This is a genomic window from Pseudomonas sp. PDNC002 (assembly GCF_016919445.1).
GTDB lineage: Bacteria > Pseudomonadota > Gammaproteobacteria > Pseudomonadales > Pseudomonadaceae > Pseudomonas.
Window position 1 is genome coordinate 5626400 of record NZ_CP070356.1, and the last position, 14332, is coordinate 5640731.

16 protein-coding genes are annotated in these 14332 nt (G+C 65.2%); 8 read left to right on the forward strand and 8 right to left on the reverse strand.

All coding sequences use genetic code 11. The annotated features are described in order from the left end of the window. Positions 1 to 176: 176 nt before the first annotated feature. The 5 genes from JVX91_RS25300 (at position 177) to JVX91_RS25320 (ending at position 4586) form a co-directional block, all read left to right on the forward strand. Complete coding sequence (locus tag JVX91_RS25300; protein WP_205336804.1) at positions 177 to 566, forward strand: hypothetical protein; 390 nt, start codon at positions 177 to 179, stop codon at positions 564 to 566. A 9-nt stretch (positions 567 to 575) separates the two neighbouring features. Further along, on the forward strand, positions 576 to 776 hold the full coding sequence (locus JVX91_RS25305) for a helix-turn-helix transcriptional regulator (RefSeq protein ID WP_169940841.1): 201 nt from the start codon (positions 576 to 578) through the stop codon (positions 774 to 776). A gap of 80 nt (positions 777 to 856) precedes the next feature. Then, positions 857 to 1831, forward strand: a complete 975-nt coding sequence (gene cysK, locus JVX91_RS25310; protein WP_205336805.1) for a cysteine synthase A — start codon at positions 857 to 859, stop codon at positions 1829 to 1831. A 259-nt stretch (positions 1832 to 2090) separates the two neighbouring features. Continuing rightward, entirely contained in the window at positions 2091 to 3137 is a 1047-nt protein-coding gene (locus JVX91_RS25315) for a polyamine ABC transporter substrate-binding protein (RefSeq protein ID WP_240201795.1), read from the forward strand. Positions 3138 to 3683: 546 nt separating this feature from the next. Continuing rightward, positions 3684 to 4586 carry a DMT family transporter gene (locus JVX91_RS25320; RefSeq protein WP_205336807.1) on the forward strand — a complete coding sequence of 301 codons (903 nt, stop codon included), beginning with the start codon at positions 3684 to 3686 and terminating at the stop codon, positions 4584 to 4586. A 185-nt stretch (positions 4587 to 4771) separates the two neighbouring features. Here JVX91_RS25320 and JVX91_RS25325 read toward each other — a convergent pair whose 3' ends face one another. Together JVX91_RS25325 and JVX91_RS25330 are read right to left on the reverse strand one after the other, a co-directional pair. Then, the gene (locus tag JVX91_RS25325; RefSeq protein WP_205336808.1) at positions 4772 to 5677 is read right to left on the reverse strand and encodes a DMT family transporter; all 906 of its coding nucleotides are present in this window, start codon (positions 5675 to 5677) and stop codon (positions 4772 to 4774) included. An 85-nt stretch (positions 5678 to 5762) separates the two neighbouring features. Further along, the gene (locus tag JVX91_RS25330) at positions 5763 to 6260 is read right to left on the reverse strand and encodes a GNAT family N-acetyltransferase (RefSeq protein ID WP_205336809.1); all 498 of its coding nucleotides are present in this window, start codon (positions 6258 to 6260) and stop codon (positions 5763 to 5765) included. Positions 6261 to 6409: 149 nt separating this feature from the next. On the opposite strand from JVX91_RS25330, the gene aceK reads away from it, so the two are divergent. Beyond that, positions 6410 to 8146 (forward strand): bifunctional isocitrate dehydrogenase kinase/phosphatase, encoded by a 1737-nt coding sequence (aceK, locus tag JVX91_RS25335; RefSeq protein ID WP_205336810.1) that lies wholly within the window; start codon positions 6410 to 6412, stop codon positions 8144 to 8146. A gap of 32 nt (positions 8147 to 8178) precedes the next feature. Here the strand turns inward: aceK and JVX91_RS25340 are convergent, their stop codons facing one another. The 4 genes from JVX91_RS25340 to JVX91_RS25355 all read right to left on the reverse strand — a co-directional run bounded on the left by JVX91_RS25340 (position 8179) and on the right by JVX91_RS25355 (position 10562). Beyond that, positions 8179 to 8703, reverse strand: a complete 525-nt coding sequence (locus JVX91_RS25340) for a DUF2937 family protein (protein ID WP_205336811.1) — start codon at positions 8701 to 8703, stop codon at positions 8179 to 8181. 99 nt (positions 8704 to 8802) lie between these two features. Continuing rightward, a complete protein-coding gene (locus tag JVX91_RS25345; protein ID WP_205336812.1) occupies positions 8803 to 9576 on the reverse strand; it encodes a class II glutamine amidotransferase in 774 nt (257 codons plus the stop codon). 3 nt (positions 9577 to 9579) lie between these two features. Continuing rightward, positions 9580 to 10026, reverse strand: coding sequence for an HIT family protein (locus JVX91_RS25350; protein WP_205336813.1), 447 nt, complete (start codon positions 10024 to 10026; stop codon positions 9580 to 9582). A 65-nt stretch (positions 10027 to 10091) separates the two neighbouring features. Next, a complete protein-coding gene (locus JVX91_RS25355; RefSeq protein WP_205336814.1) occupies positions 10092 to 10562 on the reverse strand; it encodes an MFS transporter in 471 nt (156 codons plus the stop codon). Positions 10563 to 10665: 103 nt separating this feature from the next. On the opposite strand from JVX91_RS25355, the gene JVX91_RS25360 reads away from it, so the two are divergent. Both JVX91_RS25360 and JVX91_RS25365 read left to right on the forward strand, forming a co-directional pair. Then, a complete protein-coding gene (locus JVX91_RS25360) occupies positions 10666 to 12726 on the forward strand; it encodes a S9 family peptidase (RefSeq protein WP_205336815.1) in 2061 nt (686 codons plus the stop codon). Beyond that, the gene (locus JVX91_RS25365; RefSeq protein ID WP_205336816.1) at positions 12726 to 13067 is read left to right on the forward strand and encodes a CPCC family cysteine-rich protein; all 342 of its coding nucleotides are present in this window, start codon (positions 12726 to 12728) and stop codon (positions 13065 to 13067) included. The genes JVX91_RS25360 and JVX91_RS25365 overlap by 1 nt, the downstream gene beginning before the upstream one ends. A gap of 7 nt (positions 13068 to 13074) precedes the next feature. On the opposite strand, the gene JVX91_RS25370 is transcribed toward JVX91_RS25365, so the two are convergent. Together JVX91_RS25370 and JVX91_RS25375 are read right to left on the reverse strand one after the other, a co-directional pair. Then, a complete protein-coding gene (locus JVX91_RS25370; RefSeq protein WP_205336817.1) occupies positions 13075 to 13704 on the reverse strand; it encodes a LysE family translocator in 630 nt (209 codons plus the stop codon). 56 nt (positions 13705 to 13760) lie between these two features. Further along, positions 13761 to 14210 carry a YcgN family cysteine cluster protein gene (locus JVX91_RS25375; protein WP_205336818.1) on the reverse strand — a complete coding sequence of 150 codons (450 nt, stop codon included), beginning with the start codon at positions 14208 to 14210 and terminating at the stop codon, positions 13761 to 13763. Between the last annotated feature and the right edge of the window lie 122 nt (positions 14211 to 14332).

Below are 14332 nucleotides of genomic sequence, written 5' to 3' on the forward strand. Positions count from 1 at the left end.
CGGACAAACTGCGACTATACCGCGCACCCAAGGCGAGTGTGAACGCAGACGCGGCATTCAGTCATTGAATGGCGGGTCAGGGGGTGACTGATCGCAAATGGCCTGCCGATGACAAGTTTACTTTACATCGCAGAATTCCCGATGTTAAGTTCGCTTTACATCAAAAGGAGACCGCGATGAATCCCGCCCTGCGCCGCTACACCCTGTCCTGCGCCGCCCTCATGTTCATTTACTCCGCGCTGGTGGCGCTGATCAGCTGGGGTCTGGACCTGCAGAAGCTGCCGTATGCCCTGCGCGTCCTGGCCGCCGCCTCTCCGGCATTGCCGCTGCTGGCGATGCTCTATGTGTTCGACCGCTACCTGCGCAGCGAGCCGGACGAATTCCTGCGTTTCCTCCTGTCCCGCGCGGCGATGCTGGCCGGCGGCGTGGTGGTCGGGCTGTTCAGCGCCTGGGGCTTTCTGGAGCAATACGCCGCCTGGCCGCGCTTCCCGGTGATCCTTGCCTTCCCGCTGTTCTGGGCGGCCTACGGCGTGGCCGTGGGGCTACTGCGACGCCGCTTCGCCTGAGGACAGGTCATGCACAATCGCCTCAAGGAACTGCGCGCCGAGCACGGCTGGAGCCAGCAGGACCTCGCCACGCGACTGGGGGTTTCGCGGCAGAGCGTGATCGCCATCGAGAGTGGCAAGTTCGACCCCAGCCTGCCGCTGGCCTTTCGTATAGCCCGCGCCTTCGGCCTGCCCATCGAGGCCATCTTCAGCGACGCGCAGCCCGACTGAGCCGGGCGCCCCGACTGGACGCGAACGCCCGCCGGGCATAGGCTGCTGGGTCTGCACAGCTCCAACCTAAGGAACGCATCATGAGCCGCATCTACGCCGACAACGCGCAGTCCATCGGCAATACGCCGCTGGTCCAGATCAACCGCATCGCCCCGCGCGGCGTCACCATCCTGGCCAAGATTGAAGGCCGCAATCCGGGTTACTCGGTCAAGTGCCGGATCGGCGCCAACATGATCTGGGACGCCGAATCCAGCGGCCGCCTGAAGTCGGGCATGACCATCGTCGAGCCGACCTCCGGCAACACCGGCATCGGCCTGGCCTTCGTCGCCGCCGCGCGCGGCTACAAGATGATCCTGACCATGCCCGCCTCGATGAGCCTGGAACGCCGCAAGGTGCTCAAGGCCCTGGGTGCCGAGCTGGTGCTGACCGAGCCGGCCAAGGGCATGAAGGGCGCCATCGCCAAGGCTGAGGAAATCCTCGCCAGCGACCCGGCGAAATACTTCATGCCGGCGCAGTTCGACAATCCGGCCAACCCGGCGATCCACGAGAAGACCACCGGCCCGGAAATCTGGAACGACACCGATGGCGCGGTGGACGTGCTGGTGGCCGGCGTCGGCACCGGCGGCACCATCACCGGCGTTTCGCGCTACATCAAGAACACCAAGGGCAAGCCGATCCTCTCGGTCGCCGTGGAGCCGGTCAGCTCACCGGTGATCAGCCAGACCCTGGCCGGCGAGGAAGTCAAACCCAGCCCGCACAAGATCCAGGGCATCGGCGCCGGCTTCGTGCCGAAGAACCTCGACCTGTCCCTGGTCGACCGCGTCGCCACCATCGCCGACGAGGACGCCAAGAGCATGGCCCTGCGCCTGATGCAGGAAGAAGGCATCCTCTGCGGCATCTCCAGCGGCGCCGCCATGGCCGCCGCGGTGAAGCTCGCCGAAGAGCCCAACATGCAGGGCAAGACCATCGTGGTCGTGCTGCCGGATTCGGGCGAACGCTACCTCTCCAGCATGCTGTTCGACGGCCTGTTCGAGGACCAGGAACTGGTCCAGTAAGGCTTCATCCGCCCCGCTCCGGGGCGGTTTCCTACCGGCCGTTCCGATCGAGTGCGGCCCAGGTCATGTGCGCTGTCTGCGGACCCGCAGGCAGCCGTGGCCCCTCGCCATGTTCCGGCAAAATGGTTAATTCTTGCCCAGCCCCGCGACACAGCGTCGCCCATCTCTAGGGGATGGCCGGGTTTTCCGCACCGTTGTCAGGAACACAAGAATGAAAATTTCCGCCCCGTTGCTCTCCACCCTCGCACTCTCGCTCACGATGGCCGCCGGCGCCGCCCAGGCCGACAGCGTGAAGATCTATAACTGGTCCGACTACATCGCCCCGGACACCGTGCCGACCTTCACCAAGGAAACCGGCATCCAGGCGACCTACGACGTCTACGACAGCAACGAGACCCTCGATGGCAAGCTGATGACCGGCAAATCCGGTTACGACATCGTGGTGCCGTCGAACCACTTCATGGCCAAGCAGATCCAGGCCGGCGCGCTGAAGAAGCTGGACAAGAGCCAGCTGCCGAACTGGAAGAACCTCAACCCGGTGCTGATGAAGGCGCTGGAAGTGAACGACCCGGGCAACGAGCACGGCTTCCCCTACCTGTGGGGCACCACCGGCATCGGCTACAACCCGGCGAAGATCAAGGAAGTCCTCGGCGACAACGCGCCGATCGATTCCTGGGACATCTTCTTCAAGCCCGAGTACATGGAAAAGCTGGCCAAGTGCGGTGTCGCGGTGCTGGACAACGGTCCGGAACTGCTGCCGATCACCCTGAACTACCTGGGCCTGCCGCATCACAGCCAGAAGCTGGATGACTACAAGAAGGCCGAGGAAGCGCTGCTCAAGGTGCGTCCGTACATCCGCTACTTCCACTCCTCCAAGTACGTCAGCGACCTGGCCAACGGTGAGATCTGCGTGGCCGTCGGTTTCTCCGGCGACATCCTGCAGGCCGCCACCCGCGCCAAGGAAGCCAAGAACGGCGTGGAAATCCACTACTCCACCCCGAAGGAAGGCTCGCCGCTGTGGTTCGACATGATCGCCATGCCGAACGACGCGCCGGATGAGAAAGCCGCCTACGCCTTCATGAACTACCTGCTGCGTCCGGAAGTCATGGCCAACGTCACCAACTACGTGCACTACGCCAACGGCAACCTGGCTGCCGACCCGCTGGTGGACAAGGCGATCAAGGCTGACCCGGCGATCTACCCGCCGCAGGACAAGATGGCCAAGCTGTTCGCCCTCGAATCCATGCCGATGAAGATCGACCGCGTGCGCACCCGCACCTGGAACACCATCAAGACCGGCAAGTAAGCGTCACCCTTGCCTGACAACGCGCGGCCCCGGCCGCGCGTTGTCGTTTCTGCCGATAGCACCGGGCCGGATTTCGCAGACGGAGCCCGCTCCCATGAGCGATGCAGGGGTCGAACGCCCCTACGAAAAGCGCCAGCACACGTGCAGCCTGTGCGCGTTGTCGTTTCTGTCGCAGGAATCGCAGATTGCCGCCGGACTCGTGAGCAGGCTCGCCTCACCGCGCAACGCCCGCTATAGTCAGCACACGCAGCCCTCGCTGCCCCACTGAACAGGTTTGCCTTCCATGTCCCATTACCCGTTGCCCGTCCCGGCAATCCTCGCTGCAGCCTCTCCGGCACGCGGCGCGGGTATGGGCGCGACCTACCCTCCTGTCGTCGCTGTCGCGTCGCCTCCGCCTCCCGGTGCGGCCTACCCGCCACCCGGCGTGAGCTTCTGACGCCTCACGCGTTTTCCACCGCCTGGTTTCCCGCGTTCCTCTGACGCGACCACGGCCTGTGCCGGCCACTCGAAGGCTGGTCGTGATCTGCCTGACGACAGGTGCATTGCATGATTTCGTTCACTCGTTCTTCCCTGGCCGCCCTGGCCAGCACTTCCCTCTTCGTGCTGCTGTGGAGCAGCGCCGCCATCATCAGCAAATGGGGCCTGGCCCACGCTTCGCCGATGGTCTTCCTCATCGCCCGCTTCAGCACCGCACTGGTGGCGCTGCTGATCCTCTCGCCGATGATCGGCCTGCGCTGGCCACGCGAGCGCAAGCAAGTACGCTACGCCGTGCTCACCGGCCTGGTGATGCTGGGTATCTACCCGATCTTCTACCTGATGGCGCTGGACCTGCACGTCACCCCCGGCGTGATCGCCACCGTGCTCGGCGTACAACCGATGCTCACCAGTTTCCTGCTGGAACGCCGGCACTCCGCATCACGCCTGGGTGGCCTGGCACTCGGCCTGATCGGGCTGGTGATGGTGGTCTACCAGAGCATCGGGCTGTCCGGCCTGACCTTCGCCGGGCTGGCTTGCTGCCTGCTGGCGCTGCTGTCGATCACCGGTGGCTCGATCCTGCAGAAGAACATCCGCGAGAACCCGCTGGGCACCCTGCCCCTGCAGTACATCGCCGGGCTGGTGCTGTGCCTCGCCGTGGCGCCCTTCCAGCCGCTGCACGTGGAATGGAATGCGGCGTTCATTCTCAGCGCGCTGTGGATGGGACTGATGGTCTCGGTGCTGGCCACCGTGCTGCTGTACCGGATGATCGCGGCGGGCAACCTGGTCAACGTCACCAGCCTGTTCTACCTGGTGCCGGCGGTCACGGCGCTGATGGACTACCTGGTGTTTGGCAATCGCCTGTCAGCCCTCGGCCTGCTGGGGATGGGGCTGATCGTGGTGGGGTTGATGCTAGTATTTCGCCAGGCGGCTCCGGTGCCTGCTGCAAAGACAAGGGAAGTCGCTGATAACTGATGCTCCATCATCCGGACGCCCCCTCACCCCCGCCCTCTCCCAGAGGGAGAGGGGGCCGCTTGGAGTCTGAGGAAGACTCGACGCTCGCCGGATGCCGAGGACAGTCCCCTCTCCCCCAGGGAGAGGGTTAGGGTGAGGGGAGCCCACTGCGCCAGGGTATCAGCCCTCTTCCCCTATCCAATCAATCACCCCGCCGCTTCCACCTTCGCCACCGGCGCCGGCCGCAGCACCAGCCACAGCGCCACGGCGATCAGCACGCCGCCCTGCAGGTGCGCCCAGGACAACGACTCGTCCAGCAACAGGACACCCCAGAGCACGCCGAACGGCGGAATGAGGAAAGTCACCGTCATGGTCTTCAGCGGGCCGATGCTGGCCAGCAGACGGAAGTACAGGACATAGGCGAAGGACGTGCAGAGAAAACCCAGCCCGGCCAGCGCCAGCAGGATCTTCGGCTCAGCCAGCGGCGCCAGCGGCATGTCCAGGCTAGTGCCGAGGAAGAACGGCAGCAGGCACAGGGTCGCGCCGGTCTGGCTGCCCAGCGCCGAGACGCCGAAGTCCAGTCCGCCCTGGTCGTTGATCCAGCGCTTGGTAATGAAACCGGCGAAGCCGTAGCAGGTGGTGGCCACCAGGCAGGCAGCGGCCCCCCACAGCAGCGCGGCGTCGAACGGCACCGGGCCGGCACGGGTCAGCACCGCCACGCCCGCCAGCCCGAGCAGTACGCCGAGCCCCTTGGCCCCGGTCAGCGCCTCGCCAAAGAACAGCGAGCCGATCAGTACGCCCATCAGCGGCGTGGTGGCGTTGAAGATCGCCGAATAGCCCGCCGGCAGTGTCTGCGCCGCCAGGCTGTACATCAGCACGGGAATGCCGGAGCTGATCACACCGATGATCAGGATGCGCTTGAGCTTGCCGCGAAAATCCCAGCGCGTACGCAACACCAGCAGAATCACCACCAGCCCGGCGGCCGACAGGAATACTCGGAAGAACGCCGTTGGCATCACCCCGATGGCGGGCACCAGTTGGCGCATGAAAAGGAAGCTGGCGCCCCAGATGGCGGCCAGGGCGAGCAGGTTCAGCAGAGCAGCGGGATTCATCGCGAACAGCTCCAGGGCAGGTAAGCCACCAGCCTACGCTGGTGGGAAATCACATCCATCCACAGCTGACTTTCAAAGTCCACCGTCAGCTTTTGCGCAGGCGCGCCATGCTCAACACATCGGCGTAAACGCCATCACGCAGGGCAAACTCGCGCAGGTGCCCTTCCACCTCGAAGCCGAACTTCTGATACAGCGCGATGGCTGGCTGGTTGTCGGAGAAGACGGTCAACTCGACGCGACGCAAGCCCATCCAGTTGTCGGCAACCTCCATCAGCTCGGCCAGCAGCCGCGTGCCGATTCCACGCCCCTGCCAGGCCGTTGCCACGCCCATGCCGATGCTGCCGCAATGGCCACGGCGCACGCGCGGGTACTGTTCGAGACTGGCGCTGCCAACCACCTGGTCCTGGTGCATCGCCATCAGGGTGATCCGGCGTTCGTCATCCAGTACCAGCCGCTTGCGCCACAGGTCCGGCGCCTGGTGCGGCATCTGCAGCAACTGGCGGGCGACGGCTGGGTCGTTGTAGAGGGCCGCGAGAGCGTTGATGTGCTGCTCCGTGCAACGTTCGATGCGAATGGTGTCCATCGTTTGTCGGCTCCTTGCCGGAAAGAACAGGCCGACCAGCATACGTGGGATACGCAATAAAGCTGCAGGATTACCCGGAGAATTCGCCCTTTCCCTCGCCCTTGCCCATGGCTAAGCTCGCTGCACACGAACTCTGCAGAGGCGCTCCCATGGCTCAGCACTGGCCGGCGACCGAGATCGCGACCCTGATCCTCGAAGGCTTCGACGACTACCGCGCACGTTTCCACCAGATCACCGCCGGGGCGCCCGCGCGCTTCGAGCAGGCGCTCTGGCAGGATGCCCAGCAAGCCTCGGCCGAGCGCATCAACCTGTACGAGGAAAAGGTCGCCGAGACCGTCGGCCGCCTCACCGAGGCCATGGCGCATATCGACCTGGTGGATGTCGAACGCTGGCCCATCGCCAAGAGCGCCTACATCACCCTGATCGACCCGCGGCTTGACGACGAACTGGCGGAAACCTGGTTCAACTCGATCTTCTGCGGCCTGTTCAGCCATGACAACATCAGCGACGGCACGATGTTCGTGCACACCACCCGCCCGTCGCTGCGCGCTCATTCCCGCGACCCGCACACGCGCATCTACCGCCCCGGCGGAAAGCTGCGCCAGGCGCTGGAAAGCATCTTCGACGACTACCGCTTCGCCGTGGACTACGACGACCGCGAGCGTGACCTGGAGCGCATGGACCACCTGCTGCACGCCAACCTGCCGGACTGGGTGTGCAAGGACCCGACCCTGACCATCGAGCTGATCGGCTCGGTGTTCTACCGCAACAAGGGCGCTTATCTGGTGGGCCGCCTGTTCACTCCCGAAGAACAATGGCCGCTGGTGTTTCCGCTGGTGCACCACGAGGGGCGCGGCATCCAGTTCGACACGGTGATCACCGACGAAGCGGAGGTCTCGATCATCTTCTCCTTCACCCGCTCCTACTTCATGGTGGATGCGCCGGTGCCGGCGGAGATGGTGGCCTTCCTCAAACGCCTGCTGCCGGGCAAGCACATCGCCGAGCTGTATACCTCCATCGGCTTCTACAAGCAGGGCAAGAGCGAGTTCTACCGCGCGCTGATCAACCACCTGGCGACCACCGACGACCGTTTCGTCATGGCCCCCGGCGTGCGCGGCATGGTGATGAGCGTGTTCACGCTGCCGGGCTTCAACACCGTGTTCAAGATCATCAAGGACAACTTCAACCCGGCCAAGAACGTCGACCACGCCACTGTGATCCAGAAGTACCAACTGGTGAAGAACCACGACCGCGTGGGGCGCCTGGCCGATACCCAGCAGTTCGCCGACTTCCGCTTCCCGGTGAGCAAGTTCGACCCCGACTGCCTGGCCGAGCTGCTGGACGTGGCGCCATCCACCGTGGTGCTGGAGGGCGACGTGGTGCTGATCCGCCACTGCTGGACCGAGCGCCGGATGACCCCGCTGAACATCTATCTGGAACACGCCACCGAGGCCCAGGTGGAGGAAGCACTGAAGGACTATGGGTTGGCGATCAAGCAGCTGGCGGCCGCGAATATCTTTCCCGGCGACATGCTGCTGAAAAACTTCGGCGTCACCCGCCACGGCCGCGTGGTGTTCTACGACTACGACGAGATCAGCTACCTGACCGAGGTGAACTTCCGCCACATCCCGCCGGCGCGTTACGAGGAGGATGAGATGTCTTCGGAGCCCTGGTATTCGGTGGGGCCGATGGACGTGTTCCCGGAGGAGTTCCCGCGCTTCCTGTTCGTCGACCTGAAGTTGCGCCGGCAATTCGCCAAGCTGCACGGCAACCTGTTCGACGCGGATTACTGGAAGAGCCTGCAGGAGCAGATTCGCGCCGGGAAGGTGATCGACGTGTTCCCCTACCGCCGGCACGAGTCGCCGGAGGAAGCGCTGGCGCGGTAGCGGACCTCGCTCCTACAGGAAGCCGTCCGCTATCAGTTCCAATGCCGGCGCGAAGCGCGACGGTTGTCGCCCAGGCCGACCAGCGCGGCCACCGATGCCATCAGGACCTCGGCGATCCACGCCAGCACCAGGCCGCCGGCCAGCGCCCAGCCAATGGCCTCGGGCTCCAGCACCACCTGGTAGCGGTAGTTCGCGTAGGTCTCCTGCAGCAACTCGTGGTTCGGCGCCGTCACCATGTGCAAGGCGCGCTGGTACCAGTTGCCCTGCAGGGCCTGCCATTCGTTCTCGAACAGCTGGGCGCGGCGCATCAGGCGCTCGATGTTGTCGGCGTCGCGCTGGAACACCGGATCGGCGCTACCACGGTAATGCGCCACCAGGGCATTGAGGTCGCCCTGGAAGAACTCCCCAGAGGTGCCCTTGAAGCCCTGCAGCGCCTGGGTCGCCTCGATGCGATGGGCGTCGACGCGCTGTGCGTAGTCCTTGATGAAGCCCGGCACCTGGACCGCGACCATCAGTCCCAGTGCGAACAGCACCATGCGAATGTAACTGCGCAGCATGTTTCCCCCTTGTTCTTATGATCAGCGTGCTCTTGGGCAAGGCAGCGGCGATTCTCGCCCATCGCGCCCCGTCGGTTCCGGGACTGCCTCACGTCCCGGTCAGATGCGCCCCTGGGTGACGATTTCGCCGCGCCACCAGAGCATCCATTCGCCGCCCTGCATCAGGGTCCAGTTCTCGTTGTCGGTCAGCGGCTCGGTAGCGATCACCGTCACCACGTCGTTGGGCGTGGTTTCGGACTGGAAGTCCACCTGCAGGTCGGCATCCTTCAGCCGCGCCGGCCCGAACGGCGCGCGGCGAGTGATCCAGGCCAGTTTGGTGCTGCAGAAGGTGAACAGCCAGTCGCCGTCGCTGAGCAGGCAGTTGAACACACCGCTCTCGCGGTAGGAGGCGCACGCCGTTACCAGCGTCGGCAGCAGCACTTCCACCGGCACCGGCTCGGGGAAGGCGCGGCGCACCCGATTGAGCAGGTCGCAGAAGGCAGCCTCGCTGTCGGTATCGCCTACCGGCCGGTACATTCCCGGTGTCGGGTTGAAGCCGGCCAGCTGGCCATTGTGCGCGAAGGTCCAGTAGCGTCCGCCCATTTCGCGCACGAACGGGTGGGTGTTGGCCAGGCAGACCTTGCCGACGTTGGCCTGGCGAATATGGCCGATCACCGCCTCGCTCTTGATCGGGTAGCGCTGCACCAGCCGCGCCACCTCCGAGTCGACGCTCGCCGACGGATCCTGGAACAGCCGCACACCGCGCCCTTCGTAGAAGGCGATGCCCCAGCCATCACGGTGCGGGCCGGTGCCGCCGCCGCGCTGCATCAGCCCGGTGAAGCTGAAGACGATATCCGTCGGGACGTTGGCGCTCATGCCGAGCAACTCGCACATGAATCAGTTCTCCTCCATCAGTGCCTCGCGCAGCTGATGCAGCTCGCGTTCCAGGCGATTCTGCATCCTGGCCCGCCCCAATGGCAGGAAACGCGTGAGCGCGCGCAGCAGCAAGGCCGGCAGGTCATTCAGCTCACGCGGGATCAGGTGCAGATGAAAATGTGAAACGTGCTGGTTGGCGGCCGGGCCGTCGTTGACCAGCAGATTGATGCCAACCCGGCCGTAACCGGCGCGGCGTTGCACACGCTCCATGCGCTCGGCCAGCGGAATCAGGCCCTGCTGGGCCGCTTCCGGAAGCTGGTGCAGGAAGGCCGCGTGCTCGCGGGCCACCAGCAGCAGGTGCGCGGGGCGCAGCGGGTAGATGTCCAGCAGCACGATGAAATGGTCGTCTTCGTAGAGGGTATGGGCCGGCACGCGACCGGCCGCGATGGCGCAGAACACGCAGTCCATGGGAACTCCTGAAGAGGTCGTTCAGTTCATGCTGGACGCGTGCGGGGCAGGACGCAAGGCGCGAGCTACAGGCGCGGCTCGATCCGCATGCGGCGTTCGCCGTGGTCGTCCGTGCGGCTGTCGACGCCCGGCATCAGTTCCGGCTGCATCAGTTGGCGCAGGGTCGGCTCGTCTTCGTCGACCTTTTCCTGGCGGCGCTTCCTGATGGAGCGCTCCAGCGGCCAGCGGATCAGCACGAACAGCAGGTACAGGCCGAAGGCCGCGAGTAGTACCAGCGCGAGATCGGAAACCGCGCGCCAGGCGTTGTTGCCGACCTTGAACACGACGTCCAGCGCGGTGATGGCAATCGCCGGGGCATACAGGTTGTTCGCCGGGTCCACCGGGGTGGGGGTGAACAACAGGACGACCACGATCACCCGTAGCGGTTCGCGCAGCCAGCGCCACATCCAGCCGGTCATCAGGAACCAGACCAGGGTCAGGCCGAGGCCGGCGGCAATATAGGCGCCCCAGGCAAGCATGTAATCGTGTTCGTTCATGCGCGTGCGTACGTGCGGTGTCGACAGAGGGGTGCGTATGATAGCTGCTTTTACCCATGGGTGCGCAGCCGAGCGTCATCCATGCCGCCGCCGAGGAATCGCCATGACCGACCGCCAGCCCCCCATCGCCCGCCGCGAGGCCGCCGCCGATCCTTATTCCTGGCTGGAAAATCGCGATGCCGATGACGTTCTGGACTACCTGAAAGCGGAAAATGCCTACCTGGAAGATCAGCTTCTTCCTCAGGCAGCCCTGCGCGAAACGCTGTTCCAGGAGATCAAGGGCCGCATCCGCGAGACCGATCTCTCGCTCCCCACGCCCTGGGGGCCATGGCTCTACTACCAGCGCACCACGGCCGGCGACGAATACGCCCGTCACTACCGCAGCCCGCGTCCGGCGGATGGTTCACTGACCGTGGACGAAAGCGCCGAGCAATTGCTGCTGGACCCCAACGCCCTGGCGGGTGATGGATTCCTCTCCGTTGGCGCGTTCAGCATCAGCCCTGACCACTCGAAGCTGGCCTACAGCCTGGATACCAGCGGCGACGAGATTTACACCCTCTACGTGAAGGAACTGGCTGACGGCAGCGTCACCGCCCTGCCCTTTGAGGATTGCGATGGCAGCCTGACCTGGGCCAACGACAACCGCACCCTGTTCTTCGGCGAGCTGGACGAGACCCACCGGCCGCACAAGCTGTATCGCCATCGCCTGGGTGACAGCGGCGCGGAGCAGATTTTCGAGGAAAGCGACGGGCGCTTCTTCCTGCATTGCTACCGTGCCAGTTCCGAACGTCAGTTGGTGCTGCTGCTCAACAGCAAGACCACCAGCGAAGCCTGGGTGCTGGATGCCGATACGCCGGACGGCGAATTCGTCTGCCTGGCCCCGCGCGAGGAAGGCCACGAATACTACCCGGACCATGGTCGCCTGAATGACCAGTGGGCCTGGCTGATTCGCAGCAACCAGACCGGCATCAACTTCGCCCTGTTCCACGCCAGCGAGGCACAACCGACCCGAGCGCACTGGCGGGAGCTGATCGCCCACCGCGATGACGTGATGTTCGAAGGCGTCACCCTCAACGCCAGCGCCCTGACCCTGAGCCTGCGCGAAGGCGGCCTGCCCATCGTCGAGGTGCATCCGCACGGGCAGCCGGCGCATCGCGTCGACCTGCCGGACGCCGCCTACAACCTCTACGTGCAGGACAGCCTGGAGTTCGACAGCCCGGTGATCCGCCTGCGCTACGAAGCGCTCAACCGTCCGGCGCAAGTCCGCCAGCTGGAGCTTTCGAGCGGCGAACAGAAGGTGCTGAAGGAAACCCCGGTGGAAGGGCCGTTCGACGCCGACGCCTATGAAAGCCGGCGCCTGTGGGCCGATGCCGCCGACGACGTGCAGGTGCCGATCAGCCTGGTCGGCCGCCGCGACGTGCTGGAAAGCATCGCCCGTGGCGAGCCGGCGCCGCTCTATCTCTATGGCTATGGCGCCTACGGCGAGAGCCTTGACCCCTGGTTCTCCCACGCCCGCCTGAGCCTGCTGGAACGCGGTTTCGTCTTCGCCATCGCCCACGTGCGCGGCGGCGGCGAGCTGGGCGAAGCCTGGTACCGCGCCGGCAAGCTGGAACACAAGCAGAACACCTTCGGCGACTTCATCGCCTGCGCCGAGCACTTGCTGGCCCACGGCTACAGCACGCCGGCCCAGCTCGCCATCAGCGGCGGCAGCGCTGGCGGCCTGTTGATTGGCGCTGTGCTCAACCAGCGCCCGCAGCTGTTCGCCGCCGCCATTGCCGAAGTGCCCTTCGTCGATGTGCTCAACAGCATGCTCAATCCGGACCTGCCGCTGACCGTCACCGAGTACGACGAGTGGGGCAACCCGCAGGAACCGGAGGTCTACGCGCGGATCAAGGCCTATGCGCCCTACGAGAACGTCAGCGCCCAGGACTACCCCGCCCTGCTGGTGGTGGCCGGCTACAACGACAGCCGCGTGCAGTACTGGGAGGCCGCCAAGTGGGTCGCCAAGCTGCGCGTCAGCAAGACCGATGACCGCCTGCTGCTGCTCAAGACCGACCTGGGCGCCGGCCACGGCGGCATGAGCGGACGCTACCAGGGGTTGAAGGACGTGGCGCTGGAGTACGCCTTCCTGTTCAAGGTGCTGGGCATCGAAGGCAACGCCTGATGCTCTACACCTGCCCCTGCTGCGGCTACTTCAGTTTCGGCGACCCTCCGGGGTCGTACGAAATCTGCGAGATCTGCTTCTGGGAAGACGATCACCTGCAGCTGTGCTTCCCCGACGCGCGCGGCGGCGCCAACGCCGTCAGCCTGATCGAGGCGCAGGTCAACTTCGTGCAATGGGGCGCCTGTGAACGGCGCTTCCGCACCCAGGTGCGACCGGCGACCATCGACGACGAGAAAGACGAGCGCTGGTTCCCGCTATGGCAAAAGCGCGTGGAATTGCCGGACGAGGAAGCGCCCCTGTCCGGCGAGGAAGCCTGCTACTGGCTGCGCACGCCAACCTGAACATCCCTCAGCGGCGGCTGCTGAAAGCCAGGCCGACGCCCATGGCGACGATCAACCCGCCCGAGGCGGTCTGCTGCCAGCGCCGCCACATCGGGTTGCTGCCCACGCGGTTGCCGACGCGCCCGGCGATCACCGAGACCACGGCATTTACCAGGCATCCGCCGAGGTTGAACAGCAGGCCGAGGCAAAGAATCTGCAGCACGAAGTCCGGGCTGCCGGCAGGAACGAACTGCGGCAGGAAGGCGAGGAAGAACAGCGCTACCTTCGGGTTGAACACGTTGACCATCATGCCCTGCAGAAACACCCGACTCAGGCGCGCCGGTTCGAGCTCGGCGCGTCTCTGTTCGCGCCAGGCGCCACGGATCAGTTGCACGCCGAGCCAGATCAGGTAGAGCGCCCCCAGCCACTTGAGCACGCCGAAGGCCACGCTGGACATCATCAGCAGCGCCGACAGGCCGAAGGCCGCGGCCAGCATGTGCACCACACAGCCGGCGCCGATCCCGAGGGTCGACATCAGACCGGCCGCCGTGCCCTGGGCGGCCGAACGCGAGGCCACGTAGAGCATGTCCGGGCCGGGGGTGAGGTTGAGTGCGAGGGTCGCGATGAAAAACAGGCTGAGGCTTTCGAGGCTGGGCATGGCGCGGCTCCGGCAGGAAGACGCGCAGCATGCCATGCCGCTGCTACGGGGTGGAATCAGCCGGCGCGGAAGATCAGGTGTTCTTCCCAGTCATCCTCGGCCACCGAGTTCTCGCTGAGCATGCGCCCCGATTGCGAGATACGCTCGTGGTGCACGGCGTCCGGATCACCGCAGACCAGGTGGTGCCAAAGCGGCAGATCCTTGCCCTCGGACACCAGGCGGTAGCCACAGGTCGGCGGCAGCCACTGGAATTCATCGGCCTGGGCAGGGGTGAGCTGGATGCAGTCGGGCACACTGGCGCGGCGGTTGGCGTAGTCGGTGCAACGGCAGGTCTTCAGGTCCAGCAGCTTGCAGGCGATGCGCGTGTAGTAGACGGCACCGTCGTCCTCGTCCTCCAGCTTCTGCAGGCAGCACAGGCCGCAGCCGTCGCACAGCGACTCCCACTCCTCCTGATCGAGCTGGTCGAGGGTCTTGCGTTTCCAGAAGGGTTCGACTTTGGCGGCCATTTTTTGTACAGGGGCAATTTCACGGGGCGCAAAGTCTAAGCCCCACGGGCTGTAAGGCCAAGTGCAGGCGACCATTGACCGCGAAGCGCTTGCCAGGGCGGGCTGCGCTGGGTAGTTTGACC